Annotated in this window: 16 protein-coding genes; all 16 read right to left on the bottom strand. The window is 60.0% G+C overall.

Annotated features, from left to right (window positions below):
* Nucleotides 1-114: 114 nt before the first annotated feature.
* Nucleotides 115-999: a twin-arginine translocase subunit TatC gene (gene tatC, locus D8M23_RS03065; protein WP_126853632.1), complete on the bottom strand. Its 885-nt coding sequence runs from the start codon at nucleotides 997-999 to the stop codon at nucleotides 115-117.
* Between the two features lie 199 nt (nucleotides 1000-1198).
* Complete coding sequence (gene tatA / locus D8M23_RS03060) at nucleotides 1199-1441, bottom strand: Sec-independent protein translocase subunit TatA (protein ID WP_126853630.1); 243 nt, start codon at nucleotides 1439-1441, stop codon at nucleotides 1199-1201.
* A 20-nt stretch (nucleotides 1442-1461) separates the two neighbouring features.
* Nucleotides 1462-1800, bottom strand: coding sequence for a hypothetical protein (locus tag D8M23_RS03055; RefSeq protein ID WP_006887286.1), 339 nt, complete (start codon nucleotides 1798-1800; stop codon nucleotides 1462-1464).
* Nucleotides 1801-1838: 38 nt separating this feature from the next.
* Complete coding sequence (locus D8M23_RS03050) at nucleotides 1839-3893, bottom strand: helix-turn-helix transcriptional regulator (RefSeq protein ID WP_161971645.1); 2055 nt, start codon at nucleotides 3891-3893, stop codon at nucleotides 1839-1841.
* A 131-nt stretch (nucleotides 3894-4024) separates the two neighbouring features.
* Nucleotides 4025-4420, bottom strand: a complete 396-nt coding sequence (locus D8M23_RS03045; protein ID WP_006887121.1) for an FKBP-type peptidyl-prolyl cis-trans isomerase — start codon at nucleotides 4418-4420, stop codon at nucleotides 4025-4027.
* A gap of 106 nt (nucleotides 4421-4526) precedes the next feature.
* On the bottom strand, nucleotides 4527-5696 hold the full coding sequence (locus tag D8M23_RS03040) for an FKBP-type peptidyl-prolyl cis-trans isomerase (RefSeq protein ID WP_238693740.1): 1170 nt from the start codon (nucleotides 5694-5696) through the stop codon (nucleotides 4527-4529).
* A gap of 146 nt (nucleotides 5697-5842) precedes the next feature.
* The gene (pafA, locus tag D8M23_RS03035; RefSeq protein WP_126500042.1) at nucleotides 5843-7309 is read right to left on the bottom strand and encodes a Pup--protein ligase; all 1467 of its coding nucleotides are present in this window, start codon (nucleotides 7307-7309) and stop codon (nucleotides 5843-5845) included.
* A gap of 65 nt (nucleotides 7310-7374) precedes the next feature.
* Entirely contained in the window at nucleotides 7375-7569 is a 195-nt protein-coding gene (locus D8M23_RS03030; RefSeq protein ID WP_006887166.1) for a ubiquitin-like protein Pup, read from the bottom strand.
* A gap of 61 nt (nucleotides 7570-7630) precedes the next feature.
* Nucleotides 7631-9337: a depupylase/deamidase Dop gene (gene dop, locus D8M23_RS03025; protein WP_126853626.1), complete on the bottom strand. Its 1707-nt coding sequence runs from the start codon at nucleotides 9335-9337 to the stop codon at nucleotides 7631-7633.
* A 7-nt stretch (nucleotides 9338-9344) separates the two neighbouring features.
* The gene (arc, locus tag D8M23_RS03020) at nucleotides 9345-11216 is read right to left on the bottom strand and encodes a proteasome ATPase (protein ID WP_126853624.1); all 1872 of its coding nucleotides are present in this window, start codon (nucleotides 11214-11216) and stop codon (nucleotides 9345-9347) included.
* Between the two features lie 94 nt (nucleotides 11217-11310).
* Nucleotides 11311-12342 carry a tRNA (adenine-N1)-methyltransferase gene (locus D8M23_RS03015; protein WP_126500045.1) on the bottom strand — a complete coding sequence of 344 codons (1032 nt, stop codon included), beginning with the start codon at nucleotides 12340-12342 and terminating at the stop codon, nucleotides 11311-11313.
* A 54-nt stretch (nucleotides 12343-12396) separates the two neighbouring features.
* Complete coding sequence (locus D8M23_RS03010) at nucleotides 12397-13371, bottom strand: PAC2 family protein (protein ID WP_126853623.1); 975 nt, start codon at nucleotides 13369-13371, stop codon at nucleotides 12397-12399.
* A gap of 286 nt (nucleotides 13372-13657) precedes the next feature.
* A complete protein-coding gene (gene rpsT, locus D8M23_RS03005; protein ID WP_023133056.1) occupies nucleotides 13658-13921 on the bottom strand; it encodes a 30S ribosomal protein S20 in 264 nt (87 codons plus the stop codon).
* A gap of 193 nt (nucleotides 13922-14114) precedes the next feature.
* The gene (locus D8M23_RS03000; RefSeq protein ID WP_023133055.1) at nucleotides 14115-14777 is read right to left on the bottom strand and encodes a type II toxin-antitoxin system PemK/MazF family toxin; all 663 of its coding nucleotides are present in this window, start codon (nucleotides 14775-14777) and stop codon (nucleotides 14115-14117) included.
* A gap of 42 nt (nucleotides 14778-14819) precedes the next feature.
* Entirely contained in the window at nucleotides 14820-15827 is a 1008-nt protein-coding gene (holA, locus tag D8M23_RS02995; RefSeq protein ID WP_126853622.1) for a DNA polymerase III subunit delta, read from the bottom strand.
* A gap of 88 nt (nucleotides 15828-15915) precedes the next feature.
* Nucleotides 15916-17847, bottom strand: coding sequence for a ComEC/Rec2 family competence protein (locus D8M23_RS02990; RefSeq protein WP_161971644.1), 1932 nt, complete (start codon nucleotides 17845-17847; stop codon nucleotides 15916-15918).
* Nucleotides 17848-17853: the final 6 nt, after the last annotated feature.

Genomic DNA, 17853 nt, shown 5'->3' with positions numbered 1-17853 from the left:
CCCAAAAACCGGGTATCCGCCGGGGCGTATGTAAAGCCAGGGGTGGTAAAACCGGTGCAGTAAAGCCCCGGAAAACGTGCAGGTTATCCGGGGCTGTGTGCGCAATGGAGCGGGCTAGCTCTTCGCCTCATCCTTTTCGAAATGGCCCATCGCGGCGAGGTCTTCGGCACTGGTTGCGGTCTTGATCGATTCTTCGGTCATACCCTTGGCAAGTTTCGCCTCACGACGGTCGCGGCGCTTGTCATTAATGAGGCAGATGCCGATGGCGATGAAGAAGAACGCCAGCAGCGGTGCCATGAGGTAGAACATCATCATAATGTCGGTGCCTGGGGCGGTCATGGCGGCGATAACAGCCACGAGCACCACCACCCACCGCCAGGACTTCAGCACGGTTTTACCGCGGATCAGCCCAAGCATATTAATACCCACCAGGATCACGGGGATCACGAACGCTAAGGAGAAGAAGAACATGAACTTAACCACGAACGCGATGTAGTCGTTGGCGGCAATAATGTTTTCGGCCCGGCTGGGGGTGAACATGGTCAGCGCTCGCACAACCCCTGGCAGCGTCCACCAGGAGATCGCCACACCGCAGGCGAAAGCGAACAGTGAACCGGAAAGGAACCCGAACAGGTACTTTTTCTCTTTCGCGTGCAGCGCTGGCAGTAGGTACCGCAACCCCTGGTACAGCCACACCGGGGAAGCCAGCACCAAACCAATGTACATGCCCACGCGCATGAGCTGATCGAACGGGGACGCGATGGTCGAGTAATTCAGGGTGGCGTGGCGGCCTTGCTGCTCGTTGATTTCGATCAGCGGCTGGGAGATGGCGTTAATGAACGGCTGGTAAAGGAAAATAACCGATAATATTGCCGCGATAAGGGTGGCGATAGCTGCTTTAATGAGACGGTCCCGGAACTCACGCAGATGCTCCTTAAGTTCCATGCGCGCCTCGGGATTGCTTTTGCGGCTGCGCACATCCTGATCAGGCTTTGCCATCGTGTCCTCGCTACTTCAGATTTTCTGGCCTCTGTACGGGCACTACCGGTGCCCTGCACGTACAGCGTTGAGCATGTTCTACCTCATGCGGGGTGGCCGGTAACCCGGTGCGCCCCGAAACTACTTTAGATTACCACTAACCCGCACCCGTTAAACAGGGGTTTAACAAGTGCGGGCCGAACGGTTCTAAAGTTTTCAGCTACTTGGCGTCGAACTTACCGTTATCCACAACCTCGGCGGTGACGGTTTCATCTTTCTTGCCTTCACCATCTTTTTTGGCTTCTTTACCGTCACTCTTCATACCCTCAACTTCAGACTTGAAGATACGCATCGACTGGCCTAGGCTACGCGCCATACCGGGCAACTTCGGGGCGCCAAAAAGCAGGACAATGAGGAGGATAACAACGATAATGGTCGCCGGATGGCTAAAAATCTGACCCATAAGGTGTGAACCTTTCTATGTTAGAGCAGGTCTCCGATATTTTGAGGTTGGCCGAGTCGATCTCGTCGGGAGACCCGTCGCTTGATCCGCTCAGACCTGCGTGTCTGTTTACCTTGTTCATAGTTATTGTATGCCGCAGATACCGGGGTGAAAATCCCCAAGGTTTGCTCGGCGGGTATTTTGCGGCGCACATTCGCCTCGGCGTCGTCAAAACTTTGTTCAATTGATTCAGCCCACGTGGTCACATCATCAAGGAGAGTAAACCCCCTCACGAGCGCCCTATACCCAAGAAACGCCAAAAACAGCAGGGCGGTAATACTCAGCGCACCCCACAGCAGAACCCAGAACCACCACGGCATGCTTAATATTATACAAGCTCGCGTGCAGAAAGAACGCCCTACGACTCAGCGTCCGGCGAACCTTCCTCAACCATCAGCACATCAATGCGCTCCAATAATTCGGCCCGTAACTGCTGGGGGCCCAGCAGCTCCAGGGCCCCGCCGCCGTCAATGACCGTATCAAGAATACGCCTCATACCCTGCCGCCGCTCCCCCGGAAAATAATGCACCCGATGAAATACTTTAGGGCTGTTCGGTTTAGCCGCATCAAGCGCAACAGCGTGCGAACTGACCCTCAACAGGCGGCGGCAGGCCTCCTTCACCGCAGAAGAACCGGGGCTGCCCAGCGCCTCCACCCGCACCCGCAAAAGAGCAAACGGGTTATCTTCGTCGAACTGCTGGGCCCGACTCCACTGCTCCGGGGTGTGCGCGTGAGCAGGCGGGGTTCGCGGGTGCGCCGGGCCAGCATCCTCAAGATACGTGATACTGCTGAGCCTAAAATTACGCCACGCATCCCGCTGCCCCACACGCCCGGCAGAAGTTCGGCAGAACGCATACAGGTAGAACTGGTTATACATGAACACCAGCCCATACGGGTCGATCACCCGCTCAAAATCCTGATCCCCGTACCGGATCCGTAACGCCCGGGACGATGCGAGCGCCTCCAGGATCTCGGTACGCCACGGTGCGTCCGGGCGGAAACTTAAAGCGCGGGAAAGCTCACCGGCGCGGTCACCATAACTGTTGGCGATAGTATCCCGTAACCTGCTCAGCTGTTCGCCGTGGCCCAGAATATGCTGTGCCGCATCCAGGCTGAACACTAACAGGGCAAGTTCCACGTCCGAGAAAGCAACCCCCGCATACAGCTGGTGCCCCGCCTCCAACGGCAGGTACTCCACCAGGTGCGCGCCCTTGTGATTGGTCTGCGGGTCGTCAAAACCCCGCTCAAACGGTAAAGAATCCTCCGGTACGTGACGGTCGTAGTGCGCCTCAACCGCCCGGAACGCATCAAGAAGTTTCTTCGGTTTGCCAGTATCTACCGCCAAGGCGGCACCAATAGTTTTCAGGCTCTGCTCACCGGTGGCCTGCACACAGTGCAACGCCAAAAGCGCGTCAATCAGCTTATCTACCGCATCAGGCCTATCGCGGGTTGTGTTTTTCTTCCACCCGCTTGGGGTCTTAGCAGGGTGCTCATGCGCCTGCTGTAGCTCACGCAGGATACGCTGCTGCACCTGCCGAACCGTGCGCTGGTGCTCATTATCCTCCGCATGCGGTATACGCCAGCCGTTGCTGATGGCGTCGGTGGCGGTCTCAACTGTCCCGTAAGAAGGCACCGTAAACTGCTGCCCGGTGCGGGCGTCCTCAACGGTGAGGGTGCTGTTCTGCCACCGGCCCAGCCGGTCAAGAGAATCAGCCATGCTGAACTGCACAGGCGCCGCCGTGAACGCCTTCGGCCCGGTCTTAAGAACCGTTAAAGACCCCATGCGGGAGAGCCGGTATGTGAAACCCTGCTGCTGGGCTCGCGGCTGTGCCTTCGAGGAGTCAAAACCCACGAAATACCAGTTGCCGTAACGGTGCCCCACACCCCACACCGAGAGGGTGCTCTGACGCCGGGCACCACTGTAATTCTGGTAGGAGACTGAGACGTTTTTATGTTCGGCCAGTGCCGAAAAAATCTCCTCCAGGTACGGGTCATCCTGAAAACGGATGCGGGTCAGCGGCTCAACGTGGGAGTGCAGCTTTTTAACATGCTGCAGGTTCGGCACGCTCGCGGCCACCTTCCGCAGGATGCGGCGGGCGCTGTCTTCCAGGTCCGTACCGTACCAGCCTTTGCACAGAGTATCGAGCACCCGGTAATCCTCAACGGTCATATCCCACCCGGTGAGCGGGTTCGGCCCCACCTGTAACCGGTACCCGCCGGTTTCTGTATTCACCAGCGGAATACCCGCATCACGCAGCGCCTTCTTCGCGCGCTCAAACTCCTGCTCCTGTGATGGGCTGAGCGCATCATCACGCCCCACCCTAATACCGAGCGCACCCAAAAATTCGGTGCGTGAAATACCGTAACGGGGGCTGCACGCCAGCAGATGGTACACCCTGAAGAGTTCTTCCATACCCACCATTCTACGGTTTCCGCCCGAAAGGGCAGGGGCGGGCGCCTATAAAACGGCCGCGTCCCGCCGAAGCCGGTTGGCTCAGGCAGGACGCAGCAGCGAAAGCACCTTTACTTTTAGAAGGACTGTGGTTAACGAACCTCTAATAGGTCAACCACGAAAATCAGGGACTCTCCCGGGGCGATAGCACTGCCGGCACCGCGATCACCATAGGCCATATCAGCCGGGATTTCGAGGCGGCGGCGGCCACCGGCCTTCATCCCGATCAGGCCCTCATCCCAGCCGCGGATCACCTGGCCCACACCCACCTGGAACGGCAGCGGCTCATTCCGGTTCCACGAGGCGTCAAACTCCTCACCGGTTGAGAACGCCACCCCCACATAGTGGGCGAGTACGCGGGAGCCGGGCACAACCTGCGCGCCGTGCCCCTCAATTAAATCCTTCACCACAAGCTCGGTGGGGGCCCCATTTTCGGGGAACTCGATTTCGGGCTTCTGCCGGTCGAGGTTACGCTGACCAAATGACATGTGTCTCCTTAGAATACTAATTTCAGTGATGTGAATGAGTGCGCGGGCCGCACACCTGAGATAGCGCGCCTTCACAGCGCGGGTACCGCACAAAACTGCGGGCTACCTACTTGGTGGATGCGCTCTCACTAGGTTTCTGCTCGGTCGCAGCCGGGCTGGCAGAAGCGGAAGCTGAACCATCACTGGAGGGCGCCGGGGTCTGCGAAGGAGCCGCACCACCAGAAGGATTAGCGGAGGCGGAAGCCGCCTTCTCAGCTGCTTGCTTCTTCAAAGCGTCCGTCTGTTCCTTAGCTTTGACCGCCGAATGGTTAGTCTTAGCATCGATAATATCGATCACGAACACCAAGGCGCCCTTCGTATTTTCTGGTGCTTGCTCACCGTATGCAAGGTTGGCAGGGATGATAAGCTCCACACGGGAACCGACAGTCTTACCTACCAGTCCCTTCTGCCACCCCTGGATCACCTGCTGCAGAGGGAACCCGACCACCGGCTGTGCGGAATCAGCATTGTAGTGGTTTTCAAATTCCTTACCGTCCGACCAGCGCACACCCATGTACCTGGCGTATACGTTATCGGTCTCCTTAACCTTTTCGCCCGAGCCGACAATCAGATCCTTAGAGACTAGCTCCTTCGGCTCCTCACCCTTATCTTCCGGCAGCTTAATTTCAGCCTTACCGCTCTTCTCATCCAGAGTAAACTTGGGAAGCTTCGGGTCTTCCGCCTCAGCCTTACCCGAGACAAGGTTGTTAATCTTCTGCTTCACGGTAATGACCTGAACATTGGTGGGAGTGCCCGGTGAGACAGTCTTAGCCGGAGCCCCCGGTGAAGGCTGAACGCGAGGATCCCGGTTAGAACTCATCATGAACGAGCCGCCGACCTTCAGCTTCTTAACCGTCTCATATGCCTCGGGGTCTTCTTCTTTCAACTGCTCATTAACCGTGATGTTGAAAGGGGCGGATGCGTAGGTGGTCTGTTCCCTGCCCTGTGCATCCTTTGAACTTCCATCAGTCCCATTGAACTGAGTGATTTCGACGAGAATATTATCGCCATCCTGGATAGCTTCACCGCTGCCTTCTTCGATGACACGTGACACGTTACGATCCACCGAAAAAGGCGTTGAAAAAGAGGCTGAAGGGGCTGCCGTGGCCCCATTCATATCGACCTGTACCTTATCAAGGGGGTTATCGGCGTTATTAGTATTATTGCCACAGGCGCTCAGCAGTAAGCTCAGACACAACACAGACGCGGCCGCTGCTTTTTTATGATGCTTCAGCACGAAGGCTTCCTTTCGGTTGGTTGGTGATTTGAATCGACACTCAAAAACCCATGCTACCGCCACAAGGGGCGGAAGGTCACACGCAGTACGCTGTGAGTGATGAAACCACCGTCTAAGGGGGCTGCACCCGGGCTCAAGAGCAAAAACTAGATTAACGGCGGTGCGGGCGGTTCGGGGTGTTTATGCCCCAGCATAGTGACCACCTCATCCACCTGTTCACTGTGTGTTTGGAACGGATCTTTACACACCACAGTATGCTGCGGGTAGGCGTTTAACCGCATGTGCACCCAGTCCACCGTGAACTGCTCCCCTGCTGCCTTTGCCGCCTTAACGAACTGCGAACGCAACCGGGCGCGAGTCGCTGGAGGCTCATCAATTGCATGTTCGGCGGCTCCGGCAGGTAACACAGTTTTTACCGCCTGACGGCGCACCAGCGCATGGTACACCCCACGATCCGGGTCAATATCATGGTACGCCAAATCCAGCTGTCGTATGCGTGCGCTCGCGTAACTGGTCTCTTGCCCCGCAGCCTGCGCCCGGGAAATATAGGCGTCTAACAGTTTCTTCTTAATAGCCCAGTCAATCTCGGTATCAATACTGCTGTAGTCGCCGCTGTGCACCGCATCCAGGGTACGCTGCCACAAATCGAGGGCGTAACCCACGTGCTGATGATGCTCCCCATGCCAGTCCACGTACTTGCGGGCGGCATCCAGGTAGTGGCGCTGCACACTCAAGGCCGTATACCGCTGCCCGTCAGCAGTCTCAAATGCGGCGGACCCGCTCATATCGTGGCTAATAGCACGCAACGCCTGAGGCACTGAAACAATATTCAGGCTGGTCAGCGGGAAACGATCTTCCAGCATGCGCAGCACCAGATCCGTACTCACAATCTTGAGCAGCACGGTCGGCTCAGCCATATTTGAGTCCCCATTAATCACGTGCATCCGCCGGTATTTTGAGGCATCCGCGTGCGGCTCATCACGAGTATTAATCAGTGGACGCACCCGCGAGGTGGAGGTGCTGGCCGCCTCCCAAATATGGTCCGCCCGCTGAGAGAACGAAAACGAGGGCACACCGGTCGCTGAAGCCGGGTCAGTCGAACCAGACACCGGTCCGCCTTTCGGATGGGTTTTACCGGCGCCCACCAGAATCTGACGCGTAACTAAAAACGGCACCAGCTGCTCAATAAGCGTGGGGAACGCCAGTTTACGGCTAATCAGGTAGTTCTCGTGACTGCCGTAGGAATTACCCGCAGAGTCCACATTATTTTTCAACAGGTAGAACGACCCTTCAAGCGGCGTCCCGTGTGCCCCTTCGGTGCGCAGACGCTGCTGGGCCTGCCGCGCTAAACGCGCCAACAGCAGCTCACCGGCCCGCTCCTGCGCTAACAGCTCCTCAATACTGGCGCACTCGGCGCTGGCGTACTCGGGGTGCGAGCCCACATCCAGGTACAGGCGACCACCATTTGGCAGGAATACGTTTGTGGAGCGCCACTCATCCAGCACCGGCTTAAACAAAGCCGCTGCCGCCTCCTCATTACTAAGCCTGCCAAGGCCCTTGGGCACGTAGCTAAGACCAAACTCGGTTTCAATACCAACGATGCGTTGCTGCACTACTCTTCTTCCTCACCGGCACTACTACGGTGCGGGGCGCTTCAGCTATTACCGCGCCCCGCGTCCTACTGGCCGCCCTTTTGCACAAAACCGGTCACAAAATCTTCGGCGTTTTCAGCCAGCAGCCCATCAATCTCGTCCAGCAGGTCATCGACCTCGCTCACATCCTGCACCGCCGAATGGGAAGCCAGCGTCAGCTCCTGCTCCTGGGCCTGCTCCTGCCCCAGCGGCTCCGAGGCACTCATACGTTCACGTGACATAATCAACTCTCTCCTTCACCTAAAAGCGGCGTCCTTGCTGAACCGCCGCCAACGAACGGGTTTATGAGGCGGCATTACCGCGCGCCAATAACTGTAACAGCTCATCCGAATGCCGCGCCCGCTCCAGCAGCGGCTCAACCTCCGAACGGTTATAGCGGGTCGGCTCAGGCATCACCAGCCGGGTCAGCTCCCGCGAGTACTTACCCCGGCACGCAACCGTATCCCAGTTCATACTGATCACCTCATCCGGCCAGCGGCTCATGAGAGTGCCGCGTAAATAGGCGCGGGTCTGCTCCGGCGGGGTACGCCCCGCCCGCGCAATACGCTCCGGAGTGAACAGGGTGCGCATACGCCCGCGCGCAACCAGCCGATGGTACAGCCCGCGCTGAGGGTCAATATCAGCGTACTGCAAATCGAGCGCCTTCAGCTTGGGGTCGCTGTAGGCAACACCTTTAGCCACATAGCCGCGCACCAGCGCATACTTCGCCACCCAATCCAGGCGGTCGGCAAGCTCCATCGGGTCCCGTCCCAGCGCATCCAGCACCTGCCCCCACAGGGTAAGGATCTGCCGGGTCGGCTCATCCACACCGTCGGGGTTGCTCTCTTCATGAGCCAGCGCAGCCTTCAGGTAAGTGCGCTGCACCTCCAAGGCTGTGGCGGTTGCAGCACCACCGGGATACTGCGCCACAGGAAGCTGCGCGCTGAGGGTCGTATCGTGGCTGACCGTGTGCATCGCCGCCACCGGGTCGGTGAGCTGGATGCACGGTACCCGCCCCGACTCGATCAGGTTTAACACCAGCGCCACAGTACCGAACTTCAGCAGGTTCGAGTAGTGAGAAAGGTTAGCATCAGCCGGGATAACATGCAGACGCCGGTACCTCTCAGAATCGGCGTGCGGCTCGTCACGGGTATTAATAATAGGCCGCCGGATAGTGGTCTCAAGCCCCACGGTGCGTTCAAAAAAGTCGGCGCGGGAACTAATCTGAAAACCCGGTTTCTCACCATTGACGCCAATACCCACACGCCCGGCACCCGTGAAAATTATGCGGGTTGCAAAAAACGGCAGAAGCCCCTGAGCCACCTCATCAAAAGGCACCGTACGATCCACCAGGTAATTCTCGTGGGCACCGTACGACTGGCCCTTAGAATCAGTGTTATTTTTATACAGCTTCACGGCGGGCAAACGGTCCTCGGCGTGGCGGGCGATCTCAGCAAGAGCCTCATACGCGATAGCATCACCTGCCGCGTCGTAGAGCACCGCCTGGGCAGGTGTGAGCGTCTCCGGGGACGAATACTCGGGGTGCGCATGATCCACATAAAGACGTGCCCCATTGGGCAGGATCGTGTTCATCGTAACCCGGTCCCAATCCAGCCGCTCCGGGTAGCCGCCACGGCCGTGAATCATCTGCTGATCCCCATCAATACCGGCCTCACGCAGCGCCTCTAAAGCAATATCTTCGCTGGTGAGCTCACGGCGGGTATGGGTCAGCTGCGACACATGTGCCTGCGCCTCACTCATCGTTCCCCCCAGCGCATCGGTGAGCGGGGACTCAGACTCCGCAGACCATAGGGCCCGCTGCGCTTGAGCCGCACGGGACTCAACCTCTCCCCGCAGCGCAGCCTCCCGGGCAGCCACCAGCTTAGAGTAGGTGTTTACCACCATTGCCGACAGGATGGTGGGGTTCGTCCCGGGCGCGGCGGGGGCAATCACCCCATACTCGGTTTCCGCACCCATCACGCGGGACACCCCATACCGTGGTGTACGCATCTGACTGCTACTCCTTCAACTCGTCAGGGACAGCACGGGCAGCGGTGTGGGCCGGCTCCACCGAAACAATCCGCCCGCGCACCCCGGCCATGGCGAGCGCATCCTCAATATCCGGCAGCGGAGGCAACTCCACCTGATCTTCGAACTCGGCGCGTACCGCCTCCAGCAGGTGACGGGTGCCGATACCTCCAGTGATTTCTCCCGCCGCAGGGGGCACACCGGGGGCTGTGATGAGGGTGTCCAGCTGCTCTTTAATGGCCTGTTTTTTGGCGCGGTCCACAATATTGCGGATGACAGCACCCGACGCGAAATCCCCGCGGTACAGCGTGTGCCCCGTCAACGCTGCCCCCGATTTGGCGTGTGCTGAGTCTACGCGGGCTATGGCGTAGGCGTTGGCGGGGGTACGCGAGTACAGCTGCTGCACGGCCGCCGAAATCATCGCCTGAACCGCGGCGTCCACCGAGCCGTGGCGGTCCACTTCGGCGGTATCAAACGGCAGGTCGTCGGTGAGGTACAGCGCAAAAATTTCGGCTGCCCCAGCGGCGTCCGGGCGGTTAATACGGATTTTTAGGTCTAGGCGGCCCGGGCGCATCACGGCCGCGTCAATGAGGTCTTCACGGTTGGTTGCACCAATAACAATTACGTTTTTGAGTGATTCCACACCATCAATTTCGGCAAGCAGCTGCGGCACGATTGTGGTCTCAATATCGGAGGAGCGGCCGGTGCCGCGCGTACGGAAGAGGGACTCCATCTCGTCGAAGAACACCACCACGGGGTGCCCTGCCTGCGCTTTTTCGCGGGCCGCAGTAAAAATATCCCGGATCTGCCGTTCGGTTTCGCCCACGAACTTATCGAGAAGTTCAGGGCCTTTAATATTGAGGAAGTACCCGCGAGTATTAGCCCCGGGGTGTAGCGCGGCGGCGCGTTCGGCCAGCGCGTGTGCCACAGCTTTGGCGATCATGGTTTTACCGTTGCCGGGCGGGCCGTACAGCAGGATACCTTTGGGCGGCGCCAGGTGGTAGCGTTCAAAAATTTCGGGGTGCAAATAGGGCAGCTCAACCGCATCACGGATCTGCTCCAGCTGGGTGGTGAGGCCACCAATCTGCGCGTACGAGATGTCCGGAATTTCTTCAAGTACCAGCTCTTGGGAGCGTGATGCCGGTACTTTCGCGGTGATCATGCGGGTGCGGGTATCGAGTGTCACAGCATCCCCGGTTCGCAGCGTTTCAGAGGCTAGGGCGCCGCCGATGCGCGCCACCTGCTGCGCCCCGGAGGCGGTATCAATGAGCACCTTAGCGTCGGTGAGCACCTCACGCACCGTCACCACATCACCGTAGCCCTCATAACCGAGTGAGAGTACCGCCTCGGACTGCTCATTCAGCAGCACGGTCATGCCCGGGGCCAGGTCGCTGCGTTCAAGCAGCGGTGATATGGGGACACGCACCAGCCGACCCCCAGCCTGCACATCCAGGTAGTCTTCGGTCTCTGCCGGGGTTTTACCGTCCGCCAGCTGCGTGTAGGTGGTGCGGCCGGTACCTACCGCAAGAATAAGCGCCGAATTCAGCGGCGGCATCACCTGCTGGGCAAGGGAAACCCGCAGCCGCTCAATTTCGGCTTTGGCGCGGGTGAGCGCCTCCACCAGTTTGCGGTTTTTCTCCCCGGCGCTGCGGATGTTCCTCTCCATATTGGTGCGAGTGCTTTCGGCGGCGCTGAGCCGCCTGAGCAGCGCATCATACTCTTGGGGGTTGACAGCCCGCGCTGAGGGCATGGGCCCGGGTGCAGCACCGGGGGTTTGAGCATAGGACGCGGAATAGTGCGGCGCCGGGCTGGGCTGCTGGCCTTGCGTTTCCGTGTGCTGTGCAGGTTCTGAACCGCTCATCAATCCTCGCTCCCCGTAAGAAAACCAGTAAAAACCACTACACCACACGTGCTGCGTGGTGGGGTACCCGCCGTGCAGGGCGTGTGCTGACTGTTTATTCGTCTCCGCCTTGGCGGCTTTCCTCAACCGCGATCTGGTGCGCGGCGGCCGCATTCTGCGCCAGGTTTTTTGCGTCCCGTACGGCGCGGCGAACCTTCTTATCGGTCACCTCACGCTCCCCCACGTTCATGGGAATCCACGCGTCCATGTCTGCATCCGAAAAATCGCTCTTTGAGGCACGGCGTTTCGGTGCCAGCCGGGCCGACCCATCCGCTAGGCGGCGGGCAACCACCAAAAACGCGGTGTGCGCCACCATCCGGTGATCCGGGCGGACCGCCAGCCCTTCCACATGCCAGCCGCGCACCATCGTCTCATCGCATTCCGGCTCGGTAAACCGCCCATCTAGGCGCAGCCCCTCCACCAGGCGGGACATCTGGGTAACAGTTGCCACGTAGCAGACCAGCACCCCGCCGGGGGCAAGCGCCTGAGCAACCGCATCCAGGCACTCCCAGGGGGCGAGCATATCAAGCACCACCCGGTCCACACTACCGGGCTGCTCAGCTTCAGGCAGCGTATCCTGCAGGTCCCCGATGCTGAGCGCCCAGGCCGGGTGCGGCCCGCCGAACATGGTCTCAATATTCGCCTGGGCAACCTCAGCAAATTCTGCGCGGCGCTCAAAAGAGTGCACGCGGCCGTCATCTCCTACAGCCCGCAGCAGCGCAATGGACAGCGCCCCCGAACCTACCCCGGCCTCGACCACGCGGGCGCCTGGGAAAATATCGCCCTTGACAATAATCTGTGCCGCGTCCTTCGGGTACACCACGGCGGCACCGCGCGGCATGGACAGCACAAAATCCTTGTACAGCGGCCGCAGCGCCTGGTACTGCACCCCGTGCGTGTTGGTGACGACCGTGCCTTCGGGGGCGCCAATCAAATCGTCATGTTTCAAAAAGCCACGGTGCGAATGGTACTCGCCGCCCTCGGCGAGGGTGATGGTGGTGATGCGGCCGCGCTCATCAGTGATTTGAACGCGCTCGCCGGGGCGGAACGGGCCACGTCGGTTAACGGCGCCGGTGGGGGTGCTCATGGGGTGTGTGTCTCCTGGTGACGATGTAAATACCAGCACCTATTCTACCGGGAGCTACTGTGAGTGACCATCAGCGCCGCCGGAGGTGTCTTCGGTGAGGGTGCCCAGGAACTCCTCAATATCGTTGGCCAGCTCTTCCCCGGAGACCGACTGTAGGGATTCGTCCACGCGCTGTTCGTATTCGCGCACAATCTCAACTTTCTCGAAGTCATCAGCCATCTCATCTGCGAGTTCCTGCTCCCACGAGTCTGCTTTGGCTTGCAGCTCGGTGTACTCTTCCGAATCGACGGTAATGCCCAGAATCTTCTCCAGGGCCTTAATCATATCGACGACGGCGCGCGGGTTCTGCGCCTCGGCTGAGAGGTACCCGGGGATGCCCACCCGCAGGGTGAGGGAACGCCCCAGCCCCGCCTGCTGGGCCTGGTTCGCCAGTATAGTCGTTGGGGATACCGGGCCGGTGTGCATCTCAACACCGATGCCGGGTACCGCGGTCAGCTGCTCGTCGTAGCTGGTGAGGGCCAGCGGGTAGCGGCGGGTATGCGGAACCTGCGCCTCGTTGGTCTCAACGAAAACGGCGTGCTGAATGCCTTGCTTGAGCACGTACCGGAAGAACTCGTCCGTAAATTTTTTCAGGTGCAGCGTGGGTGAGGGGCCGGTGACAATCAGCAGGCGTAGTTTCTGCTCGGGTACTTCGATGCTGTTAAAAAATAGTTTTGGGAATACCAGCTGGCTGGCAGATTCCCCATCCGAGTATAGGTGCGCGGGCGCAAGGGTATAGTCGAAGAACGGGTCCATATCGATACCTGGCAGTTCCTCGCACGGGTCGAAGGCGCGGTGGATAATGTCAAGGGCGTCTTCGCCGTTACCTGCCGGGTCGATTCGTGAACGCATGCCCACCAGCATGATGGTGGTGTAGTCGCCACTGGTGGAGACAGCATTAAAGAAACTGCGAATACCTCGCGGGCGCTCAGTATTTTCTTTTGTGAATGTCTCAAAGACTCGGGCGGGCGGGAAGTTGTGATGACCCATAGATTGCTCTTTTCGGTATCGGTGAATACGGTAGTACCGCTCATTGTATACCGGCCATCCACCGTGGCATGGACCCGGCGGTCATCCGAGCTAAATTATGAAGATGAGCCGGTGCCAGCCCTGACGAAACAAGGCACCTGCGGGGAGCCTAGATAGTCTGATGCGGGTGCTGAGCCTGCACCGGGTAGCATTCGGCTGGTAGGGTGCAGAAAATCCCCCGCCGGTAAGGAACCGACGGGGGATTAACTCACTTCACAAAAGACACGCCCAATACGGGCGGTTTTGCTTAGAAAGCCTTGTTTACCAGCTTGGCAAGACCGGACTTCTTGTTAGCAGCGTTCTTCTTGTGCAGAACGCCCTTCGAAGCAGCCTTGTCCAGCTTACGGCTCACAAAGCGCAGGGCCTCTTCAGCGGCTTCTTTGTTCTGTGCCTCAACCGCTTCCTTAACCTTGCGGGTTGCGGTCTTCAGCTCAGACTTAATGGCGTTATTACGCAGGCGAGCCTTCTCGTTGGTGAGGATACGCTTCTTCTGGGACTTAATATTAGCCACGGTTAAACTTTCTGTTTGTCTTATTGGTCGGTGAGGGCGACGCTGACCGATCATTGACTGAGCGGCGTGGGGATGCCTATGGCAATCGGCCAGCAGTGTCCGATGACCATCGGACACTCAACCACATATCATAGCAGATAAACTGCGCTTCCGGCGGTGCGGGTTGGGCACCTGCACCCCTCTGCGCCGGAGCCTAACCGTTACGGCGGGTGTACGCATCCTGAATCTGCTTGAACGTGCCCTGAGGCATGATCGCACCTTCACGGCGCATCTGCTCCGGGCGCACCCGAATCACCCGGTTCAGCTTCACCTCGGAGGGGCGGCCCTGCGCATCCCAGGGGCCCGTACCAATATCAAGATAGTCACGGTCGGCGTGCTCACGGTTATTGTGGTCCTTGCTGGTCATCATGAGCGCCAGCAGGTACTGCCCGTCACGGCCCACCAAAACCACCGGGCGGTCTTTACCCTGGGAGTGGTCCTCTTCGAAAGGAACCCAGGTCCACACAATTTCTCCGGGATCGGCGTCCCCATCCAGTGAGGGCGTGTACTCAAAATCGATGGCGCCACGGTAATCACCGGGGTAATCCGACCCAGAAGAAGCGGAACCCCCAGCTGGTTCGGGGCGTGCGGGCGAGCCCTGCTTCTGCGCCGTATCTTTGGCGGGGCGTTTCTTCGCAACGGTGGCCGGGCTTGGCGCCTGCGAACGCCCGGCGTCGTCACTGGTGGTGTGGTTGGAGGCGGGCTGATCGGCAGCGGACTGCTGCTTATTCCCGGAAGCATTCTCAAAGGCATCGGTTGCGGCCTTCCGCAAAAACGGTAGGGCGGCATAAAACATTTTCTTCAAAGTTTCGCGCATCCAACCATTATGCCGCACCCGCCCGGGTGCCTTCACCCGGCCCTACCTGCCGCCGGGCATAGCGATACTCAGAACGGCACGCTCTATCGCGTACACCGGGTCCTGCCCTTCACCTTTGAGCTGCGCATCTGCTTCAGCGAGCATCCGCACAATATGCGCCAGCTGGGCGGGGCTGAACCGCCGGGCATCACGGATCGCCTGCTCAGCCTGCCAGGGGGCCATTCCCAGCTGCTGCGCCAGCTCAGTGGAGCTTGCCCGCGCCCCGTGCGCGCGCGAAATATTACGCACCCGCATCGCTAAGGCGCCCAACATGGGGATAGGTTCGGTGCCGGTAGAGAGCGAATGACGCAGCAGGCGCATCGCCTCGGGAGCGTTACCCGCGATCGCCGCATCCGCCACCCTGAACGCGGTCACCTCGGTGCGCCCGCTATAGTAGCGGTTCACCGCGTCTTCGGTAATATCCCCGGGGATATCGGCAATCAGCTGGGCGCATGCGGAGGCCAGTTCGGCGGTATCGGCTGCGGCAGCGGCGAGCAGGGTAACCGCCGCCGGTGCGATGCGCCGCTTTGCCGAGGAAAACTCGCTGTGAATGAACTCTGTTTTCTCCCGGTCGGTTTTTAGCGGTTTGCAGTTCACCAGCGTGAAATGAGTGCGCACCGTATCGATCAGCTTCTTACCGCGGTTCCCCCCCGAGTGGTGCATAACCAGCATAATCCCGGGTTCGGGGGCGCTAAGGTAAGCGAGTGCGTCGGTGAGAAAATCGTCGTTCATGGCCCCTAATGCCTCAACCTCAATGAGCTTGGTGGAGCCAAACAGTGAGGGGCTTGCCTGAATCGTCAGGTCCCCGCGCGTGTAGGAGGAGGCGTTCATCCGCACTATTTCAAGATCGGGGTGGGCGCTGCCGTACAAACCCCGCAGGCGCTGCCTGGCGCGGGACGCAAAGTATTCTTCGGCCCCGTACAGGAGCACAGCGGGTGCCGGTTCAACGGTGCGCCACGCGTTATCGAGTGCGCCGCCTCGGCCGCGCCGCCCATTTGCCCGCTGTGCCATAGTGTCCTTTCCGTGGTGCGCGGTGGGCGCACGGTAGTGTCTGAATCTGGCGGTTATCCCACACGGTGCGGCGGGATAAAACCGTGCTTTACCCATCATACCGGGGCGGGGTTCGGCGGGCGATGCGGGTGGGGCTTTTCAGCCCCGGTGGAAGGGTCCGAGGTGGCGCGGGTTGGGCAGAAGCCTCCGGGTGAGCGTGTGCCCGTATCAGTCGGGCGCTGTTTTGCGGGGTGCGTCCCCTATTCTGTACCGAGCGTTCGTTCGGTATTCTGGTATTTTCTCTCGCCCACTGCCCGTGGTGGCTCCGGCGGTACTGCCACGCATCACCCGCCCAGAACAGCACACTCACCCCAAGAACCGCCGCAGACGCCACCGCTACGGCTGCGGCGGAGGCCTCAACCTGCCACGGGTTCCCCGGGGCTTTGGCAAAGAACGTACTGACCCGTTCAATCAGCCCCGCCGGTAGGGCCGCCACCGTTAGGGACGCATCCGCAAGCGGGGTGAACCCCGCCGCCCACGCCCCAAATGCCGCCAAACCGGCGAACATGGTCAGCGGCACCAACGGTGCAGCTAATAGGTTCGCAGCCACCCCGTACAGGGGCACATTGCCGCTCATTCCCACAATAAGCGGGGCGCACCACAGGGAGGCGCTGGTAGCCGCAGCCATCAGCTCCGCCAAAGTATGCGGCAGCACAGCCGATAGCAGCCGCGTGAGGGAAGGGGCCACAAGAACCAGGGATGCGGTGGCCACCGCCGACAGCGCAAACCCCATATCAAGCGCAAGCGAAGGCGAGAACACCAGACACAGAAGCAGCGCCGTCGTTAAGGCGCTCAGCGTATTACGCCCCGTGCCGCGAATGAGCGCCAGCGCACCAAGCGCACCCATCGTCAGTGACCGCACCACCGACCCCTCAAACCCCAGCAGCATAGTGTACGCCGCGACCGCCCCGGCGCCCGCAAACACAAGGGAACGACGCGGCAACCTCAGCAGCAGCCCCACGCGGTAACCGAGCAGAAACATAATGGCAATATTCGCCCCCGACACCGCCGTAAGATGGCTAAGCCCGCTAAGTTTATAGTTCTCCCGCGTGGTTTTAGGCATTGCCGAATCATCGCCGTAGGCCATCCCCAGGGTGAGTGCGGCGGGCTCAGCACCAATACGGGCCACAGCGTGCTCCCGCAATGTGGTGCGCAGAATCGCGGTGTTTGAGGGGTTCACCACCTCCCCCGGAGCATACACATACGCCTCTTTAAGGTAGGCGGCAGCTCCCCTGTTTTCGACCGTTCCAATTACCGTTGCTCGTGTCCCCGGGGTGGGGGTGACCTTCCCAGATCCGGCGGCAGAACGGGTATTTTTCCGTGCCGCAGCCTGATACACGCGCACTGTCTCCCCTAAGGGCACCACCTCGTGACCCAGCTGCGCGGTCTCTGCCTTGAGCAGGATGAGGGAAGTACGGGCATCAGCCGCCCGCACCTCAGAAACCATGCCGGTAATACGCACAGAAGCCCCCTGAACCTGACGCAACGTAGAACGGTCCGTATCAATCCCGCGTGCTGTCAGCAGAACCGACTGCGCCACCAGCACCAACGCGATAAGGCACAGATGCGCTACCGCCTGCGGAGCTGCACCCCGCACCCACACACCCATAAACACAACGTAAGGCCGGGCCGAATGCCACACCCGCCGCATCCCCGTCGGTTGCACCCCAGCATAAGCTGGGCCTTCTGCCACACTAGTGCCGACACCTTCGGGAAGATAAAGCGCCCCAACCGCAACCGCCAAAGCCACAATACACAGCACTGCGGCCACCTTAACCGCCTCAAAAGTGCCGCCCAATAAAGCAAAAGCCGTAAACACCCACAGGGCGGCCACCGCCGGGATAAGACGCGCATCCAACCGAATCAGCGCACTCACCGACCGGTCGTGGCGCCGACGGTGCCCGGTACGGTAGCTCTCCCACCCCCGGCGGGCTCTCCCCCTCAGCCGCCCCACCGCAGAAGGCCCAACACTATTCCTCACGCCCCG

The organism is Rothia sp. HSID18067 (assembly GCF_003989445.1).
In the GTDB taxonomy this organism is placed as follows: Bacteria; Actinomycetota; Actinomycetes; order Actinomycetales; family Micrococcaceae; genus Rothia; species Rothia aeria.
This window is presented reverse-complemented; position numbering and strand designations above follow the sequence as displayed.